This is a genomic window from Ruegeria sp. BC6 (genome assembly GCF_056539185.1).
Genome location: NZ_JBQFUM010000005.1, coordinates 43,554 through 57,574, shown reverse-complemented (window position 1 = coordinate 57,574; position 14,021 = coordinate 43,554). Strand labels below are relative to the sequence as shown.

Sequence of the window (14,021 nt, the reverse complement as noted above, 5' to 3'; positions counted from 1 at the left end):
CTTCTGGACAAAAACGCGCTCATGTGACATGAGCCGCGCCAACAGGAGACATCCATGACAACCACCCGTTTCGCCCCTTCGCCCACCGGTTATATTCATGTGGGCAACCTGCGCACCGCGCTGATGAACTATCTGATCGCCCGCAAGGCCGGCGGCACGTTCATTCTGCGTATCGACGACACCGACCCCGAACGGTCGAAGGAAGAATATGTTGATGCGATCAAGCAGGATCTCGAGTGGCTGGGTCTGCACTGGGATCGGGTCGAACGGCAGTCGGACCGGCTGGACCGCTATGCGGAAGCCGCCGACAAGCTGCGCGAGATCGGCCGGTTCTACGAGGCGTTTGAAACCCCGACCGAGCTGGACCTCAAGCGCAAGAAGCAGCTGAACATGGGCAAGCCGCCGGTCTATGACCGCGCCGCCCTGAACCTGTCGGAGGCCGAGAAAGAGGCGCTGCGGTCTGAACGCGGCAACGGTGTGTGGCGGTTCAAGCTGGATCATGAGCGCATCGAGTGGACGGACGGCATACTGGGTGACGTGTCGATCGATGCGGCCTCGGTGTCGGATCCGGTGCTGATCCGCGGCGACGGGCAGGTGCTGTACACGCTGGCCTCGGTCGTGGACGATACCGAGATGGGCGTGACTGACGTGGTGCGCGGTGCCGACCACGTGACCAACACCGCGACCCAGATCCAGATCATCAAGGCGCTGGGCGGAACCGTTCCGCGTTTTGCCCATCACTCGTTGCTGACCGGCCCGCAGGGTGAGGCGCTGTCCAAGCGTCTTGGCACGCTGGCGCTGCGCGATCTGCGCGAGCAGGGCGTTCAGCCTATGGCGCTGCTGAGCCTGATGGCGCGGTTGGGCTCGTCCGACCCAGTCGAACTGCGCAGCGACATGGCCGAGTTGATCGAAGGTTTCGACGTGACTCGGTTCGGGTCGGCGTCGACCAAGTTCGACGTGCAGGACCTGTTTCCGCTGACGGCCCGGTATCTGCAGACGCTGCCGCTCGAGAAGGTTGCCGACGCGGTGGCCGCGGCCGGTGTACCCGATGAACTGGCCGAGCCGTTCTGGATGATGGCGCGCGAGAACATCACCACGCTGAACGACCTGAAGGGCTGGTGGGAACTGTGCCGCGACGGGGCCGAGCCGCTGATCGACGACGAAGACCGCGAATTCGTTGCGCAGGCGATGGAACTGCTGCCCGAGGGGCCGTTTGACGGCGAGACCTGGGGCAAGTGGACCGCGGCCGTGAAAGAGGCGACCGGGCGCAAGGGCAAGGGCCTGTTCATGCCCCTGCGCAAGGCGCTGACCGGAATGGAGCGTGGCCCCGAGATGGCGACCTTTCTGCCGTTGCTGCAGGTCGTGCGGGCGCGAAAATAAGACACCGCGGAGCGGTGTCGCCTTCGATCTGAACAAGAACCAGAGGCGGGTGCTGCAGGCGCCCGCCTTTTTCACGCGGTCTGAACGATCCGGGCCGGGACCCGGGACAGGTGCTCATCGACCAAGGCTGTTTCGTCGGGGTGAAGCTGTTGGTGGCGCGGATAACGCGGCGCGTTCCGGTCATTCAGGATCGGCGCGTCCCACCCGTCGGTTGTGGCGAAGAAACGCTCGACACCCGGCAAGCCGAATGCGCGCAAATACCCCTGCACCACAACGTCCACATAGCTGAGCAAAACCGGGTGGCTGTGCGTCGGGTCCTTGCGGTGCTGTTCCGGAACAGCATAGACCGCAATCTCGACCTCTTTCTTCAGAGGATGAGTTATGGCGTGGGTGGCGGGGATCCGATCATAGGCCCACTCCCGTTCATCCAGTGCTGCCCAGTCGTTTTTGGGGACATGTGCGATCATGCCGTCGATCTCGCAGTCGGGATCCGGCACCGCGGTCAAGAAGGCGACCGGGCGCAGATCGGTATGCCGCCACGCCCGGCGCCAGCCTTTGAGTCGCGCCGGTCGCGGGTCGGGAAAGTCATGCGTGGCAAGGTTTACGAGGCTGCCATAGCCAAAGAAATAGGGCTCTGCCATGTCGCGTGCTGTCCTTTTTGACGATTGATGTATGTCAAACCGTTTTTTTGCGGCCTGTGCAATAAGGCTGCATCTTGAAATTCGGGGGGAGGATCTGATGCGGATCACCAAACGAACAAATATCGCAATGCGGCTGTTGATGTATTGCGCTGCGCATCCCGACCGGCTCGTGACGAAATCCGAGATTGCGGATGTCTGCAACATCTCGGAAAACCACCTGGCCCAAGTCATCAACCAGCTGGGTCAGTTGGGGTATCTGAGTACGCAGCGCGGTCGCAACGGCGGCATGACTCTTGGGCGGCCGGCGGACCAGATCCGGATCGGATCCGTCTTCCGCCATGTCGAGGGCAGTTTGCCGATCGCCGAGTGTTTTGCGGATGCCGACAACACCTGTCCGTTGACCGATGCCTGCCGCCTGCGTCTGGCGCTGCAGGACGCGGCCGAGGTCTTCTTTGCGTCGCTGGATGAAATATCGCTGGACGCTTTGGTTTGCGACAACGATCCGCTGCTGAAAATTCTGCAACCCGTTACCTGCGCGCGTTGAATTCAATCGCTGGCCCGCAAGACGCGGGCCGGGCTGACGGATAGGGGGCGGAGGGCGAAGAACAGCCCCGCCAGCAGCGTGACGGCCAGCCCGGCAGCGACGATACCCAATGCCGAAGGCCATATCACCGCAAAGCTGGTATCGAAAATGAATGTCGCCACAGCCCAGCCGCCAAGGATGCCGGCCAGCAGCGCCACGCAGCCCGCGGCCGCACCCAGCAGCGCCGAGCGCAAGCCAAAGCTGAGAAGTATCCGTTGGCGATCTGCGCCGATCGTCTTGAGGATTGCGGCCTCGTAGCGACGCGCGGGCTCTCCCGCAGCGGCGGCGCCGATCAGAACCAGAAAACCGGTCAGCAAAGACACACCGGCGCCGTAGGAAGTGGCCGAGGCCAAGCCGGCAAGCAGCCCCGAGACACGGTCGATCGCGTCCCGAACCCGGATCGCGGTGATGTTGGGGAACTGGGTTGCAAGGTCTTGAAGGATGGCTGCCTCGGCCTCTTCCTCGGCGTAGACCGTTGCAATGAAACTATGAGGCGCGCCGGCCAGTGCGGACGGGTTCATCGACATGATGAATCCCATGCCCGCGTTCGAGAAATCCACCTCGCGCAGCGATGTTATGGTCGCGGTGATATCACGCCCGAGAATGTTCACCGTCAGTTCGTCACCAAGCTTGAGACCCATTTCCTCGGCCTCTTCCGCAGCAAAGCTGATCTGAGGCGGGCCTGAATAGTCCTCTGGCCACCATTCCCCGGCGGTGATGCGGGCGTTTTGTGGCGCATTGTCCGAATAGGTCACGCCGCGATCGCCCTCCAGAACCCAATGATCGCCCGCAACCTGATGTGCGGGCTGGCCGTTGATCTGCGAGATGATTCCGCGCAGCATTGGTGCGCTTTCTACGCGTGTGACACCGGGGTCATTTTCAAGCCGGCTGCTGAAGCCGGGCATCTGGTCTTTTTGGATGTCCACGAAAAAGTAAGACGGCGCCACGTCTGGCAGGTTCCCGGATATCGCATTGCGCAGAGTGCCGTCGATCTGTCCGACCGCAGCCAGAACCGACAGCCCCAATCCCAGAGACAGGACCACCGATGCGGCACCTTCACGGGGGTCGGAAATTGCGGCAAGTGCCCAACGCAACGCCGGGCGGCCGCGGGCGCGTGTTGCGGTCCTTTTTGCCACATAGCGGATGCCATGGGCCGACAGCGCCAACAGCACCAATGCGCCGACAAATCCACCTCCGGTCCAGAGGGTTAGCCAGGGGGAGCCGCTGAACCAAGCGGCGGTGGCGATCAGTGTCGCCAGGGCCAGGCCCGTCGCAAACAGGTAAGCGGCGCGGGGCAGCCTGCGGGCACTGCTCAGCTCATCGCGGAACAGGGTCGCTGCCCGGACGTCCTCCGCCCGGGCAAGGGGCCACAGGGTGAAAAGCAAGGCGGTCAGCAGGCCATACAATGCCGCCTCGAACAGCGGTTGCGGATAGACAGAGAAAACGGCCGGTACGGGAAGCCGGCTTTCAATCAGGGGTGCCAGGAGAATCGGCGCCAGCCCGCCAAGGGCTACACCAGCGGCGATCCCGACAACCGAAAGAACGCCGATCTGGATCAGATAGGTCTGAAAGATCGTGGCGCGGTCTGCGCCCAGGGTGCGCAGTGTGGCGATGGTTTCGGTCTTTCGGGCGAGATAGGCGCGTACGGCCGCGGACACGCCGATGCCGCCCACAGCCAGACCCGAGAGACCCACCAGCACCAAGAACGCGCCGAGGCGCGAGACGAATTCGGCAATTCCGGGTGCGCCGTTGCGCGCATCGGTCCAGCGCAGTCCTGAGCCTTGCAGAACGCTCTCGGCCTGTTGCGAGAGTTCTGCGAGGTCGGCCTCGACCGGCAGGTCCATACGGTATTTGGTTGAAAACAGCGTGCCGGGCTGCAATAGGCCCGAGTTTTTCAGATCGGTTGTGCGAACCAATGTGCGCGGGCCCAAGGTGAACCCATCTCCGGCCGCGTCGGGTTCGGATATCAGGGCGGCAGCCAGCACAAAGTCCTGCGTGCCCAGTGCAAAACTGTCGCCGATGTCCAGCCCCAGACGCTCGATCAGAACCGGGTCCATCACTGCCCCGGGAAGAGTGGCATTTCCGTCCAACGCCTTGGACAGCGAGATCTCGGGGTCCAGTTGGACGGTGCCGATCAGAGGATAGGCGTCATCGATGGCCTTGACCTGAGTAAGTCCGCGTAGCGGTGCGTCGCTGCGGGTCACGGCCATCGAGCGGAAATCGACGACTTCGGACACGCGATCGGCGTTCTGCTCCATCCATGCGGTTTCTGCTTCGTCCGCAAAGCGGTAGGTCAGCTCGATCTGGGCATCGCCGCCCAGCAAGGCTGCCCCCTCTTGTGCAAGGCCGGTCATGATTGCTTGCCGCACCGATCCAACCGCAGCAATAGCGGCAACCCCCAGGGTCAGGCAGGCCAGAAAAACCCGAAAACCGCGTAAGCCGCCCCTGAGTTCACGTCGGGCCAGGCGCGTCGCCAGGCGCAAGCTCATTCCGCTGCCTCTTGGCTGGCCTCTTCGGTGATGCGGCCGTTGCGCAATCGGGCGACCCGGTCGCATCTTCGGGCCAGCGAGTGGCTGTGTGTGACCAGAACCAGCGTTGCCCCGTGCCGGTCACGCAGGCCGAACAGCAAATCAACGATGGCCGCGCCATTCGTCTCATCCAGATTGCCGGTCGGTTCGTCCGCCAACAGGATCCGAGGCCGCGGGGCCGAAGCGCGGGCCAGCGCGACCCGCTGTTGTTCGCCGCCCGACAGTTGCGCCGGATAGTGATCGCGCCGATGCGAAAGCCCCACCGCCGCCAATTCGGCCTCGGCCCGATCGAAGGCATCGCGGTGACCGGCCAGTTCCAGCGGGGTGGCTACGTTTTCAAGCGCCGTCATGGTCGGGATCAGATGGAAATTCTGGAAAACGACGCCCATCGCGTCACGACGAAAGCGGGCAAGCGCATCCTCACTCATCGAGGTCAGGTCCTGACCCAATGCGGTAATGCGACCTGAGGTCGTCTGCTCCAGCCCACCCATCAGCATCAACAGCGAGGATTTACCCGAACCAGACGGGCCGACGAGGCCCAGCGTTTCTCCCTCTTTCACGGTCAGATTGATTTCCCGCAAGATTTCAACGGGTCCGGCATTGCCATCCAGCGACAAAGCGGCATTTTGGAGTGTCAGAACGGGTTCAGTCATCAGTCTTTCCGAAAGGGGCAATCATTTGGGATATGGAGCGGTCAGGAATTTGCGCAAGGCTCTGGCGGCGGGGCTGTTGTCGCTCTGCGGCATTGCTGCCACAGCCGAGCCGGTGGTCCTGGCCGCTCTCGGAGACTCGCTGACTCAAGGCTACGGCCTTGTTGAGGAGGATGGGTTCGTCCCTCAACTGAACCGGTGGCTGGATGCGCAAGGCGTCGAGGTGAAGATAATCAACGCCGGTGTTTCCGGGGACACAACGGCCGGCGGTGCGGCGCGTGTGGGCTGGACCCTGACACCAGAGGTGGACGGGATGATCGTGGCGCTGGGCGGAAACGACGTTCTTCGTGGAATCGACCCGGCGGTCTCGAAGTCGAATCTGGAAAAAATTCTGACCGAGGCGCAAACGGCCAAGGTTCCGGTTCTGCTGATCGGCATGCAGGCCCCGGGCAATTATGGTGCGGACTACAAACAGGCGTTTGATGCGATTTATCCTGATTTGGCCACCCAGTTCGGCACACTTTTCGCCCCCAGCTTTTTTTCCGGATTGCAGGCGGGGGGCGACCCCGGAGCCGTGCAGACCTACATGCAACCAGACGGGATCCACCCCAATGCGCGCGGCGTTGCGCTGATCGTGGATGATCTTGGACCTGCTGTCCTTGATCTGATCGCCGCCGCAAAACAGCGGCAGTAAACCGTGCCCGGGCGGTTCTTTCTGACGCGGCCGTTTTCCCAGATTTCCGAATTCCTGGGTCAAGAAACTGCTTGGCCGGATGAGCAGCCGCGCCAGAACATACAGCCCGGTCAGGAAGTTATCGTTCTGACCGCTGAAGGCGCCGGGCCCATGCGGTGGGGCATGATTCCCGTAGGGCGCGTCAATGCCCGGGGGCGACCGGTCATGGAAACGATCATCAATGCGCGGTCGGAAACGGTTTTTGACAAATCTGCTTTTCTAGGTGTCGGTCGCGCGGTTGTTCCGGTTGATGGCTGGTACGAGTGGACTGGCGAAAAGCGCCGCAAAACCGCGTGGCGGATTGAATCCGCCGACGGAATCCCCTTGTTGTTTGCCGCGATTACGGACAGATGGATCGCGCCCGGTGGTCAGCATGTCGATCAGTTCGCTGCTGTGACCTGCGAGCCGAACGATGATCTGCGGCCGATCCACCACCGCATGGGTGTCCTGTTGCGGCCCGAAGACGTCCGGACCTGGCTGAACGGATCGGACAGGCAAGCGGCAAGCCTTTGTGTCCCGTGGCCAAACGGAAGACTGAAGATTGAAAAAGCCGAAGGGGTGGATTGGTCGGGGCCTTGACCGCTGCCTTAGACGACGGTGACGACCGTTCCGATCGGGACGCGGTTGTACAGGTCGATCACGTGCTCATTCAGCATTCTGATGCACCCGTTCGACACGGCTCGTCCGATGGTCTGCGGCTGGGTCGTTCCATGGATGCGGAAATACGTGTCGACGCCGTTCTGAAACAGATACAAGGCACGGGCGCCCAGCGGGTTGTCTCCTCCACCGGGCTGGACATAGTCATTGTCCTTGAATTTGGCATAGGCAACGGGGTCCCGCTCGATCATCTCTTCGGTCGGGCGCCAGGTGGGCCATTCCTTTTTCACGTCGATCGTCGCAGTTCCGGTAAATTCCAGCCCGGCCTTGCCGACGCCACAGCCATAACGGATGGCTTTGCGGGGCTCGGTCACGAAATACAGGTAGAACGAACGTGGCGCGACCAACAATTGCCCGGGCAAAAACTGCTTCTTGATCCGAACGATTTGCGGAGTCGGGTCGTACTCGACCGGCTTCTTCTGCGCGTGGGCCGTGCCAGGCACGGCGCTGATAGCGGCAGCGGAGATCAGAAAATTGCGGCGTGAGAACATGGCAATACTCGGCTAATCAACAATGAAAACAGGGTAGCAGTCTGTTCAGAATAGCCGATCCGGTCAATTCCCGCGCGGGTTTCACCGGAAAGTGATGTTGTTTTCCTGCCCCACTGGGGCTGGAAAGCGCGATCAGAAACCGCGCAAAAAAATGGGGGCGACGGTCATCCGTCGCCCCCAAGAGACTTGGTTTAGGCCAGTTCGATGTTGTCGGCGCTTTCGCGACCGTCACGACCCGAACGCAGTTCGTAAGTGACTTTCTGGTTGTCGGCCAGGCCGGTCAGGCCCGAACGCTCGACGGACGAAATGTGCACAAACACGTCTTTGCCGCCCTCTTCGGGTGCGATGAAGCCGTAGCCTTTGGTGGTGTTGAACCATTTTACGGTGCCTGCGGGCATATCCGTATCTCCTGTTTGAGTGCTGCCCACGGAATTGCGGCAGCCCGGCGTCGTTGTCTGGATCGATAGACTGAACGCCGAAAACGGAGACAGTAGGTCGAAGTAGAAAAACGTAAGCTCTTTGCATATGGCACTGAGAACGCCATGTGGCAAGGGCTGGTTGGGCAGAATGTGCTGCGCTTTCAGGGGTCAACGGGCGTTGTGAACGTAAATCCGCCGAACTGAATTCGAACCTGCCTCGGGCTTTTTTGTTGTCAGATTATCGCGCCCTACGCGGGCCGAACGGGCGCGAGGCCAGCAGCGGCACAACTAAGAAAGAGGATCGGTCACCTGTCTGATAGTCGACTCCATTCAACGGCATTCGGACGCCCGAAAGCCTGAATCGGCACAAGCAATCACCCAGATGCCGGGATGTCATTTTCTAAATGAGTGCCGAGATGATGTCGAAAATCGCGAATGCAGCGACCCAAAGGAACACGTTAAAAAATCAAGGTCGCAAATGCCAGGAGGAGCATGCGAAAAAGGTTGCGATTTGGAGTGGTTTTGAGTGCACCCGGTGCAGGTGACTCGTACCCCCAATCAATCCTAAAGAAATAGCTGTTAGCCCTGTAAACCGTCAGAAGCAGACGAAGACGGGCGGGCGGTGCGCCGCTTACCCTCAACAGATACTCGGTATACTCTTTCTTGAAGTTGAAGAATGGAAACACAGACGCCAAGATCAGCGGAGACACCCACACCGAAATGCTTGCGATCATAAAGAAACCAAGCAACAGTGGCGCTTCCGCCATACAGTTCTCCAACTGTTCATCATCCCGTTGATAGTATGGGCTTATTTCTGCCCACACTATCCATCCGGAGATGTGTCAGGAGTGTTATCGCGCAAACTTCTTATGCTTCAACCGCTTGGGTTCCAGCGCGTCCGGTCCCAGGCGGCGCTTCTTGTCTTCTTCGTAGTCTTCGAAGTTGCCCTCGAACCATTCGACATGCGCATCACCTTCGAAGGCCAGGATGTGCGTACAAATCCGGTCGAGGAAGAAACGGTCGTGCGAGATGACCACGGCGCAGCCGGCGAAATCGACCAGCGCGTCTTCCAGCGCACGCAGGGTTTCGACGTCCAGGTCGTTGGTCGGTTCGTCCAGCAGCAGGACGTTGCCGCCCTCTTTCAGCAGGCGGGCCATGTGGACGCGGTTGCGCTCACCCCCTGACAGCAGCGAGACCTTTTTTTGCTGGTCGCCGCCCTTGAAGTTGAAGGACGAGCAATAGGCGCGGGAATTGACCTGCGCGTCACCCAGTTGGATGATCTCGGCGCCGCCGGTGATCGCCTCCCACACGGAGTCGTTGTCGTTGAGGTCGTCGCGCGACTGATCGACATAGGACAGTTGCACCGTGTCGCCGTATTCGATGGTGCCGGCATCAGGTTTTTCCTGGCCGGTGAGCATTTTGAACAGGGTCGATTTACCGGCGCCGTTGGGGCCAATCACACCGACGATGCCGCCCGGCGGCAGGCTGAAGGACAGGTTCTCGATCAGTTGCTTGTCGCCCATATGCTTGGCCAGACCGTTGACCTCGATCACCTTGCTGCCCAGGCGCGGGCCGTTGGGGATGACGATCTGGGCGCGGGTCAGCTTCTCGCGCTCGGACTGTTCCGCCAACTCGTTGTAGGCGTTGATCCGGGCCTTGGATTTGGCCTGACGGGCCTTTTGACCCTGACGCATCCATTCCAGTTCGCGCTGCAGGGTCTTCTGCTTGGACTTGTCCTCGCGGGCTTCCTGTTCCAGGCGCTTGGCCTTCTGCTCCAGCCACGAGGAATAGTTGCCCTCGTAGGGGATGCCGCGTCCGCGGTCGAGTTCCAGAATCCAGCCGGTGATGTCATCTAGGAAGTAACGGTCGTGGGTGACGATCAGGATGGTGCCCTTGTAGTCGATCAGGTGCTGTTGCAGCCAGGCGATAGTCTCGGCGTCCAGGTGGTTGGTCGGTTCGTCCAAGAGCAGCATGTCGGGCGCTTCCAGCAGCAGCTTGCACAGTGCCACGCGGCGTTTCTCACCGCCTGAGAGGTTGGCGATGTTGGCATCGTCCGGCGGGCAGCGCAGTGCCTCCATCGACACGTCGATCTGACTGTCGAGGTCCCACAGGTTTTCCGCGTCGATCGCGTCCTGCAGGGCGGTCATCTCTTCCATCAACTCGTCCGAGTAGTTCTCGGCAATCTCCATCGCGATTTCGTTGAAGCGGTCGACCTTGGCCTTTTTTTCGGCCACGCCCAGCATGACGTTTTCGCGGACGGTCAGGGATTCGTCCAACTGAGGTTCCTGTGGCAGATAGCCGACCTTTGCGCCCTCGGCGGCCCACGCCTCGCCGGTGAAATCGGTATCAAGGCCGGCCATGATCTTCATCAGGGTCGACTTACCCGCGCCGTTCACGCCGACGACACCGATCTTTACGCCGGGCAGAAAGCTCAGGTGAATGTTTTCAAAGCACTTCTTGCCACCGGGATAGGTCTTCGAGACACCCTGCATGTGGTAGACATATTGATAGGCGGCCATGTCGCGTCCTCTGGGTCGGGGAATTCAGGTTGAACCGCTTGATAGCCAAGCGGGACGGGCGGGGCAAGCTGGTGCTTTGGCGAATTTCTGGCTGGCCTTATGCGCCGGCCTGACCGGACTGGGAAGGATGCTGGAAATGCCGGAACTTGCGCAATTGGTATCGGGTTGGGCCAAGGCCGGACGGATCGAATGGATCGGCGTCAGACCGGGGCGACGATTGGATATGATCGCACTGGGTCAGGCCATGATCCGGGAAGACGGGGTTGAGGGCGATCGCAGTCGCCCAGGGAAGCGTGCGGTGACCCTGGTTCAGCACGAGCATCTTGCCGCGATCGGCAGCTTTTTGGGACAAGGTCCGGTCACACCGGACGTGCTGCGGCGCAATCTGGTGGTTTCCGGCGTCAATCTGAGCGCTCTCAAAGGGCGCGAGGTTCAGGTCGGCACAGCGATTTTGCGGATCACGGTTATCTGCGCGCCTTGCAGCAGGATGGAAGAGGCGTTGGGCAGCGGAGGCTACTCTGCCGTGCGTGGGCATGGCGGCTGGTGTGCCGAAGTGGTGCGATCGGGGATGGTCGGTTTGGGCGATGCTGTGCAACCTGTTGATTGACAAGGCTGCCGAGTTCTGGACTACAGCAGGGGATGTTGCGAAGCGCGATACCATATGCGCGGCCCGGTCAGGTCGTGGGACTGTTCGGGGGATCGTTCGATCCACCGCATCAGGGGCATGTGCACGTTACACTGGAGGCGATGAAGGCTTTTGGGTTGGATCGGGTCTGGTGGTTGGTGTCGCCGGGGAATCCGCTGAAATCTCGCGGCCCGGCTCCGATCGATCAGCGTGTCGAGGCCGCACGGTCCATCATGCGGCATCCCAAGGTTGAGGTGACTGACATAGAGGATCTGACCGGCACCCGCGCCACGGCTGACACACTTGCTGCATTGCGGCGGCTCTATCCGCAGGTTCGGTTCGTTTGGCTGATGGGGGCTGACAACCTGGCCCAGTTTCACAAATGGAAGGACTGGCGGTTGATCATGGACACCGTTCCTGTAGGCGTGGTGGCGCGCCCCGGAGATCGGATTTCGGCGCGCATGTCACCGGCGGCGCGTGTCTATGCCAAATACCGGATTGACGGAACGGCGCGGCATCTTTTGGGGCGAGCCGATGCGCCTGCCTGGTGTTTCGTGAACGTGCCGATGGTCGATGTCAGCTCGACTCAGATACGCTCCAGAGGCGGCTGGACCTGACAGGTGTTGCCTGAACAGCCCCGATGGGCACATAATTCAGGTGCATGGTTGTTTGCCTGTGATCTCTGGGATTTTATTTGACCCATGACTGATCGTATTTCGAGACGTTTCTTTCTGGCCGGCGCCGGTTCGCTTCTGATCCCCACCGCGGGTCTTGCCGGGGCGCCAACGGTCTCATTGCGGCCTGTTGCCCGTGGCGCCGAGTTGAGCGGTGCCGAACGCATCATTCAGGCGGCGCGATTGAAGGGCGAAGTGGTCTTCGCCGTGGCCGACGTGAAAACCGGCGCGCAACTGGAGGAATTCGGCGGGGCCCGCGGCTTGCCGCCGGCCAGTGTCGCCAAAGCCCTGACCGCGCTTTACGCGCTGGACGTTCTGGGCCCGGACCATCGGTTTGAAACAAAGCTGATCGCAGATGGTCCGATTGAAAACGGAATCCTCAAGGGTGATCTGATACTGGTCGGAGGCGGCGATCCGGTATTGGATACCGATGCTCTGGCCACGATGGCCGCCAACCTGCGCAAGGCCGGACTGACCGAGGTTCGGGGGGCGTTCAAAGTGTACAGCGGCGCATTGCCCTATGTATTCAGCATAGACCCCGGTCAGCCTGATCATGTGGGCTATAGCCCTGCGATCAGTGGAATTTCCCTGAACTTCAACCGCGTGCATTTCGAGTGGAAACGCCAAGGGTCCAGCTATGACGTGACCATGGACGCACGCAGTGCCAGTTATACGCCGTCGGTGGAAATGGCCGCGATGCGGATCGAAAATCGCAACCTTCCGGTCTACAGCTATCAACCCAGCGCGCGGCAGGACCGCTGGACAGTTGCCAAGGGCGCGCTGGGTAATGGTGGCGCCAGGTGGTTGCCCGTGCGCAAACCGGGTTTGTATGCCGGGGATGTGTTCCGCACTCTGGCCCGGGTGAACGGCATCGTCCTGGGGCGGGTTCAAGTCACACGCGAGGCCCCCAGCGGCACCGTTCTGGTCACGCATCAGAGCGATGAACTTACCAGCATAGTGAAAGGGATGCTGAAATATTCGACCAACCTCACGGCCGAGATGGTGGGGCTGGCTGCGACCGTCGCGCGGGGTAGGCAACCGCAAACACTGGCAGAGTCCGCGGATGAGATGAATCGCTGGTCGGCTCAGACCTATGGCGCGTCCGGTATTGCTATGGTGGATCATTCGGGGTTGGGCGATGCTTCGCGAATGGTGCCGTCTGGCCTGGTCAAAGTTCTGGTGGCCGCTCAGCAACATGAAACGCTGCGACATCTGTTGAAGCCGTTTACCCTGACCGACGCCAAAGGCCAGCGGATCCAAGGGCACCCGATCAAGGTCGACGCCAAGACCGGAACCCTGAACTTTGTATCTGGCTTGGGCGGGTATCTGACCACCGCCGAAGGATCCGAGTTGGCCTTTGCGATATTCACTGCCGATCTTCCGCATCGGGCGACCATCGCGCGTGAAAGCCGCGAACGCCCTGAAGGCGCGCGCAGCTGGAATCGCAGGTCCCGCAAACTGCAGCAGGCCCTCATCGAGCGCTGGGGCGCGCTTTATGGCAGCTGAATCCGATCAGACGGTGTGACGCGCCCGTGCGCCGCGCTCGATCGCTGCGGCGTGCAGCCGATCGATCTCCAACTCATACCGGATCTCTTCCAGCAGCCGCAGTTCGGTTTCGGCCAGCGAGCCGTCGGCGGCGGCGACATCGCAGGCCAGAGCATAGGCCGTTTCGTTCAACCGCTCAGGCAGGTTGTCCCGGATCAGACCAAACAGTGCGTCCAGACCATCTTCCTGCTCGAACAGATCGAACACGATCTGCGAAACCCGGCGCATACGGTCGATATCGTAGTCGGCAAACACAGGCAGCATGTTCACGGCTGTCTCGATCTTGACCAGTTCGACGGTGCGGATGTTCTCGTCCGAGGCTGAGACGGCCACCATGATCGCCACAAGGCAATCCTGCGGCGACATCGGGTGGGAAACGGGTTGGGTCATGGGAACGTCCTGCTTGGCTGTCTTTGATCGCGCACGATATGGGGCAGGGCCCGCGGGTTCAACACCTTGTTTCGCCGGCGACCGTAGTCTGGAATTGCAAGTACGGCGAACGTTTACCAGCAGAGTTGCGCGTTTGCCGCCCATCGGTCACAAAGTGGTATGTGTTTCGTAGTTGGTCCGCGCAGG

15 protein-coding genes are annotated in these 14,021 nt (G+C 61.0%); 7 read left to right on the top strand and 8 right to left on the bottom strand.

Annotation, left to right across the window (positions count from 1 at the left end):
• Nucleotides 1-54 precede the first annotated feature (54 nt).
• Nucleotides 55-1,380 carry a glutamate--tRNA ligase gene (gene gltX / locus ACR0MM_RS14750; protein ID WP_480697023.1) on the top strand — a complete coding sequence of 442 codons (1,326 nt, stop codon included), beginning with the start codon at nucleotides 55-57 and terminating at the stop codon, nucleotides 1,378-1,380.
• A 71-nt stretch (nucleotides 1,381-1,451) separates the two neighbouring features.
• Here gltX and ACR0MM_RS14745 read toward each other — a convergent pair whose 3' ends face one another.
• Complete coding sequence (locus ACR0MM_RS14745) at nucleotides 1,452-2,021, bottom strand: gamma-glutamylcyclotransferase family protein (protein WP_480697021.1); 570 nt, start codon at nucleotides 2,019-2,021, stop codon at nucleotides 1,452-1,454.
• Nucleotides 2,022-2,118: 97 nt separating this feature from the next.
• Here ACR0MM_RS14745 and ACR0MM_RS14740 point away from each other — a divergent pair, with 97 nt between their 5' ends.
• Nucleotides 2,119-2,565, top strand: a complete 447-nt coding sequence (locus ACR0MM_RS14740; protein WP_480697019.1) for an RrF2 family transcriptional regulator — start codon at nucleotides 2,119-2,121, stop codon at nucleotides 2,563-2,565.
• A gap of 2 nt (nucleotides 2,566-2,567) precedes the next feature.
• Here the strand turns inward: ACR0MM_RS14740 and ACR0MM_RS14735 are convergent, their stop codons facing one another.
• Together ACR0MM_RS14735 and ACR0MM_RS14730 are read right to left on the bottom strand one after the other, a co-directional pair.
• Nucleotides 2,568-5,093, bottom strand: coding sequence for an ABC transporter permease (locus tag ACR0MM_RS14735; protein WP_480697017.1), 2,526 nt, complete (start codon nucleotides 5,091-5,093; stop codon nucleotides 2,568-2,570).
• Nucleotides 5,090-5,785 (bottom strand): ABC transporter ATP-binding protein, encoded by a 696-nt coding sequence (locus tag ACR0MM_RS14730; protein WP_480697015.1) that lies wholly within the window; start codon nucleotides 5,783-5,785, stop codon nucleotides 5,090-5,092. Before ACR0MM_RS14730 ends, ACR0MM_RS14735 begins: the two co-directional genes overlap by 4 nt.
• Nucleotides 5,786-5,834: 49 nt before the next feature.
• Here ACR0MM_RS14730 and ACR0MM_RS14725 point away from each other — a divergent pair, with 49 nt between their 5' ends.
• A complete protein-coding gene (locus ACR0MM_RS14725) occupies nucleotides 5,835-6,476 on the top strand; it encodes an arylesterase (RefSeq protein WP_480697013.1) in 642 nt (213 codons plus the stop codon).
• Nucleotides 6,477-6,479: 3 nt separating this feature from the next.
• On the top strand, nucleotides 6,480-7,094 hold the full coding sequence (locus ACR0MM_RS14720; protein ID WP_480697011.1) for an SOS response-associated peptidase: 615 nt from the start codon (nucleotides 6,480-6,482) through the stop codon (nucleotides 7,092-7,094).
• A gap of 8 nt (nucleotides 7,095-7,102) precedes the next feature.
• Here ACR0MM_RS14720 and ACR0MM_RS14715 read toward each other — a convergent pair whose 3' ends face one another.
• The 4 genes from ACR0MM_RS14715 to ettA form a co-directional block, all read right to left on the bottom strand.
• Entirely contained in the window at nucleotides 7,103-7,663 is a 561-nt protein-coding gene (locus ACR0MM_RS14715) for a L,D-transpeptidase (RefSeq protein ID WP_170440322.1), read from the bottom strand.
• 191 nt (nucleotides 7,664-7,854) lie between these two features.
• Nucleotides 7,855-8,061 (bottom strand): cold-shock protein, encoded by a 207-nt coding sequence (locus ACR0MM_RS14710; RefSeq protein ID WP_170360243.1) that lies wholly within the window; start codon nucleotides 8,059-8,061, stop codon nucleotides 7,855-7,857.
• 479 nt (nucleotides 8,062-8,540) lie between these two features.
• Nucleotides 8,541-8,849: a hypothetical protein gene (locus ACR0MM_RS14705; protein WP_480697009.1), complete on the bottom strand. Its 309-nt coding sequence runs from the start codon at nucleotides 8,847-8,849 to the stop codon at nucleotides 8,541-8,543.
• An 84-nt stretch (nucleotides 8,850-8,933) separates the two neighbouring features.
• Nucleotides 8,934-10,601 (bottom strand): energy-dependent translational throttle protein EttA, encoded by a 1,668-nt coding sequence (gene ettA / locus ACR0MM_RS14700; protein ID WP_170360247.1) that lies wholly within the window; start codon nucleotides 10,599-10,601, stop codon nucleotides 8,934-8,936.
• On the opposite strand from ettA, the gene ACR0MM_RS14695 reads away from it, so the two are divergent.
• The 3 genes from ACR0MM_RS14695 to dacB all read left to right on the top strand — a co-directional run bounded on the left by ACR0MM_RS14695 (nucleotide 10,600) and on the right by dacB (nucleotide 13,406).
• Complete coding sequence (locus ACR0MM_RS14695; protein WP_480697007.1) at nucleotides 10,600-11,208, top strand: MOSC domain-containing protein; 609 nt, start codon at nucleotides 10,600-10,602, stop codon at nucleotides 11,206-11,208. The two genes, ettA and ACR0MM_RS14695, sit on opposite strands and share 2 nt — an antisense overlap.
• Before the next feature lie 32 nt (nucleotides 11,209-11,240).
• Complete coding sequence (locus ACR0MM_RS14690) at nucleotides 11,241-11,843, top strand: nicotinate-nucleotide adenylyltransferase (RefSeq protein ID WP_480697005.1); 603 nt, start codon at nucleotides 11,241-11,243, stop codon at nucleotides 11,841-11,843.
• A gap of 84 nt (nucleotides 11,844-11,927) precedes the next feature.
• Nucleotides 11,928-13,406, top strand: a complete 1,479-nt coding sequence (gene dacB / locus ACR0MM_RS14685) for a D-alanyl-D-alanine carboxypeptidase/D-alanyl-D-alanine endopeptidase (RefSeq protein ID WP_480697003.1) — start codon at nucleotides 11,928-11,930, stop codon at nucleotides 13,404-13,406.
• A gap of 6 nt (nucleotides 13,407-13,412) precedes the next feature.
• Here the strand turns inward: dacB and ACR0MM_RS14680 are convergent, their stop codons facing one another.
• Nucleotides 13,413-13,835, bottom strand: coding sequence for a tellurite resistance TerB family protein (locus tag ACR0MM_RS14680; protein WP_093963405.1), 423 nt, complete (start codon nucleotides 13,833-13,835; stop codon nucleotides 13,413-13,415).
• Nucleotides 13,836-14,021 lie beyond the last annotated feature (186 nt).

Coding starts and splice junctions, on each gene's coding strand:
- gltX (WP_480697023.1), top strand. CDS start 55: ATGACAACCACCCGTTTCGCCCCTTCGCCCACCGGTTATATTCATGTG.
- ACR0MM_RS14745 (WP_480697021.1), bottom strand. CDS start 2,021: ATGGCAGAGCCCTATTTCTTTGGCTATGGCAGCCTCGTAAACCTTGCC.
- ACR0MM_RS14740 (WP_480697019.1), top strand. CDS start 2,119: ATGCGGATCACCAAACGAACAAATATCGCAATGCGGCTGTTGATGTAT.
- ACR0MM_RS14735 (WP_480697017.1), bottom strand. CDS start 5,093: ATGAGCTTGCGCCTGGCGACGCGCCTGGCCCGACGTGAACTCAGGGGC.
- ACR0MM_RS14730 (WP_480697015.1), bottom strand. CDS start 5,785: ATGACTGAACCCGTTCTGACACTCCAAAATGCCGCTTTGTCGCTGGAT.
- ACR0MM_RS14715 (WP_170440322.1), bottom strand. CDS start 7,663: ATGTTCTCACGCCGCAATTTTCTGATCTCCGCTGCCGCTATCAGCGCC.
- ACR0MM_RS14710 (WP_170360243.1), bottom strand. CDS start 8,061: ATGCCCGCAGGCACCGTAAAATGGTTCAACACCACCAAAGGCTACGGC.
- ACR0MM_RS14705 (WP_480697009.1), bottom strand. CDS start 8,849: ATGGCGGAAGCGCCACTGTTGCTTGGTTTCTTTATGATCGCAAGCATT.
- ACR0MM_RS14695 (WP_480697007.1), top strand. CDS start 10,600: ATGTCGCGTCCTCTGGGTCGGGGAATTCAGGTTGAACCGCTTGATAGC.
- ettA (WP_170360247.1), bottom strand. CDS start 10,601: ATGGCCGCCTATCAATATGTCTACCACATGCAGGGTGTCTCGAAGACC.
- ACR0MM_RS14690 (WP_480697005.1), top strand. CDS start 11,241: ATGTTGCGAAGCGCGATACCATATGCGCGGCCCGGTCAGGTCGTGGGA.
- dacB (WP_480697003.1), top strand. CDS start 11,928: ATGACTGATCGTATTTCGAGACGTTTCTTTCTGGCCGGCGCCGGTTCG.
- ACR0MM_RS14680 (WP_093963405.1), bottom strand. CDS start 13,835: ATGACCCAACCCGTTTCCCACCCGATGTCGCCGCAGGATTGCCTTGTG.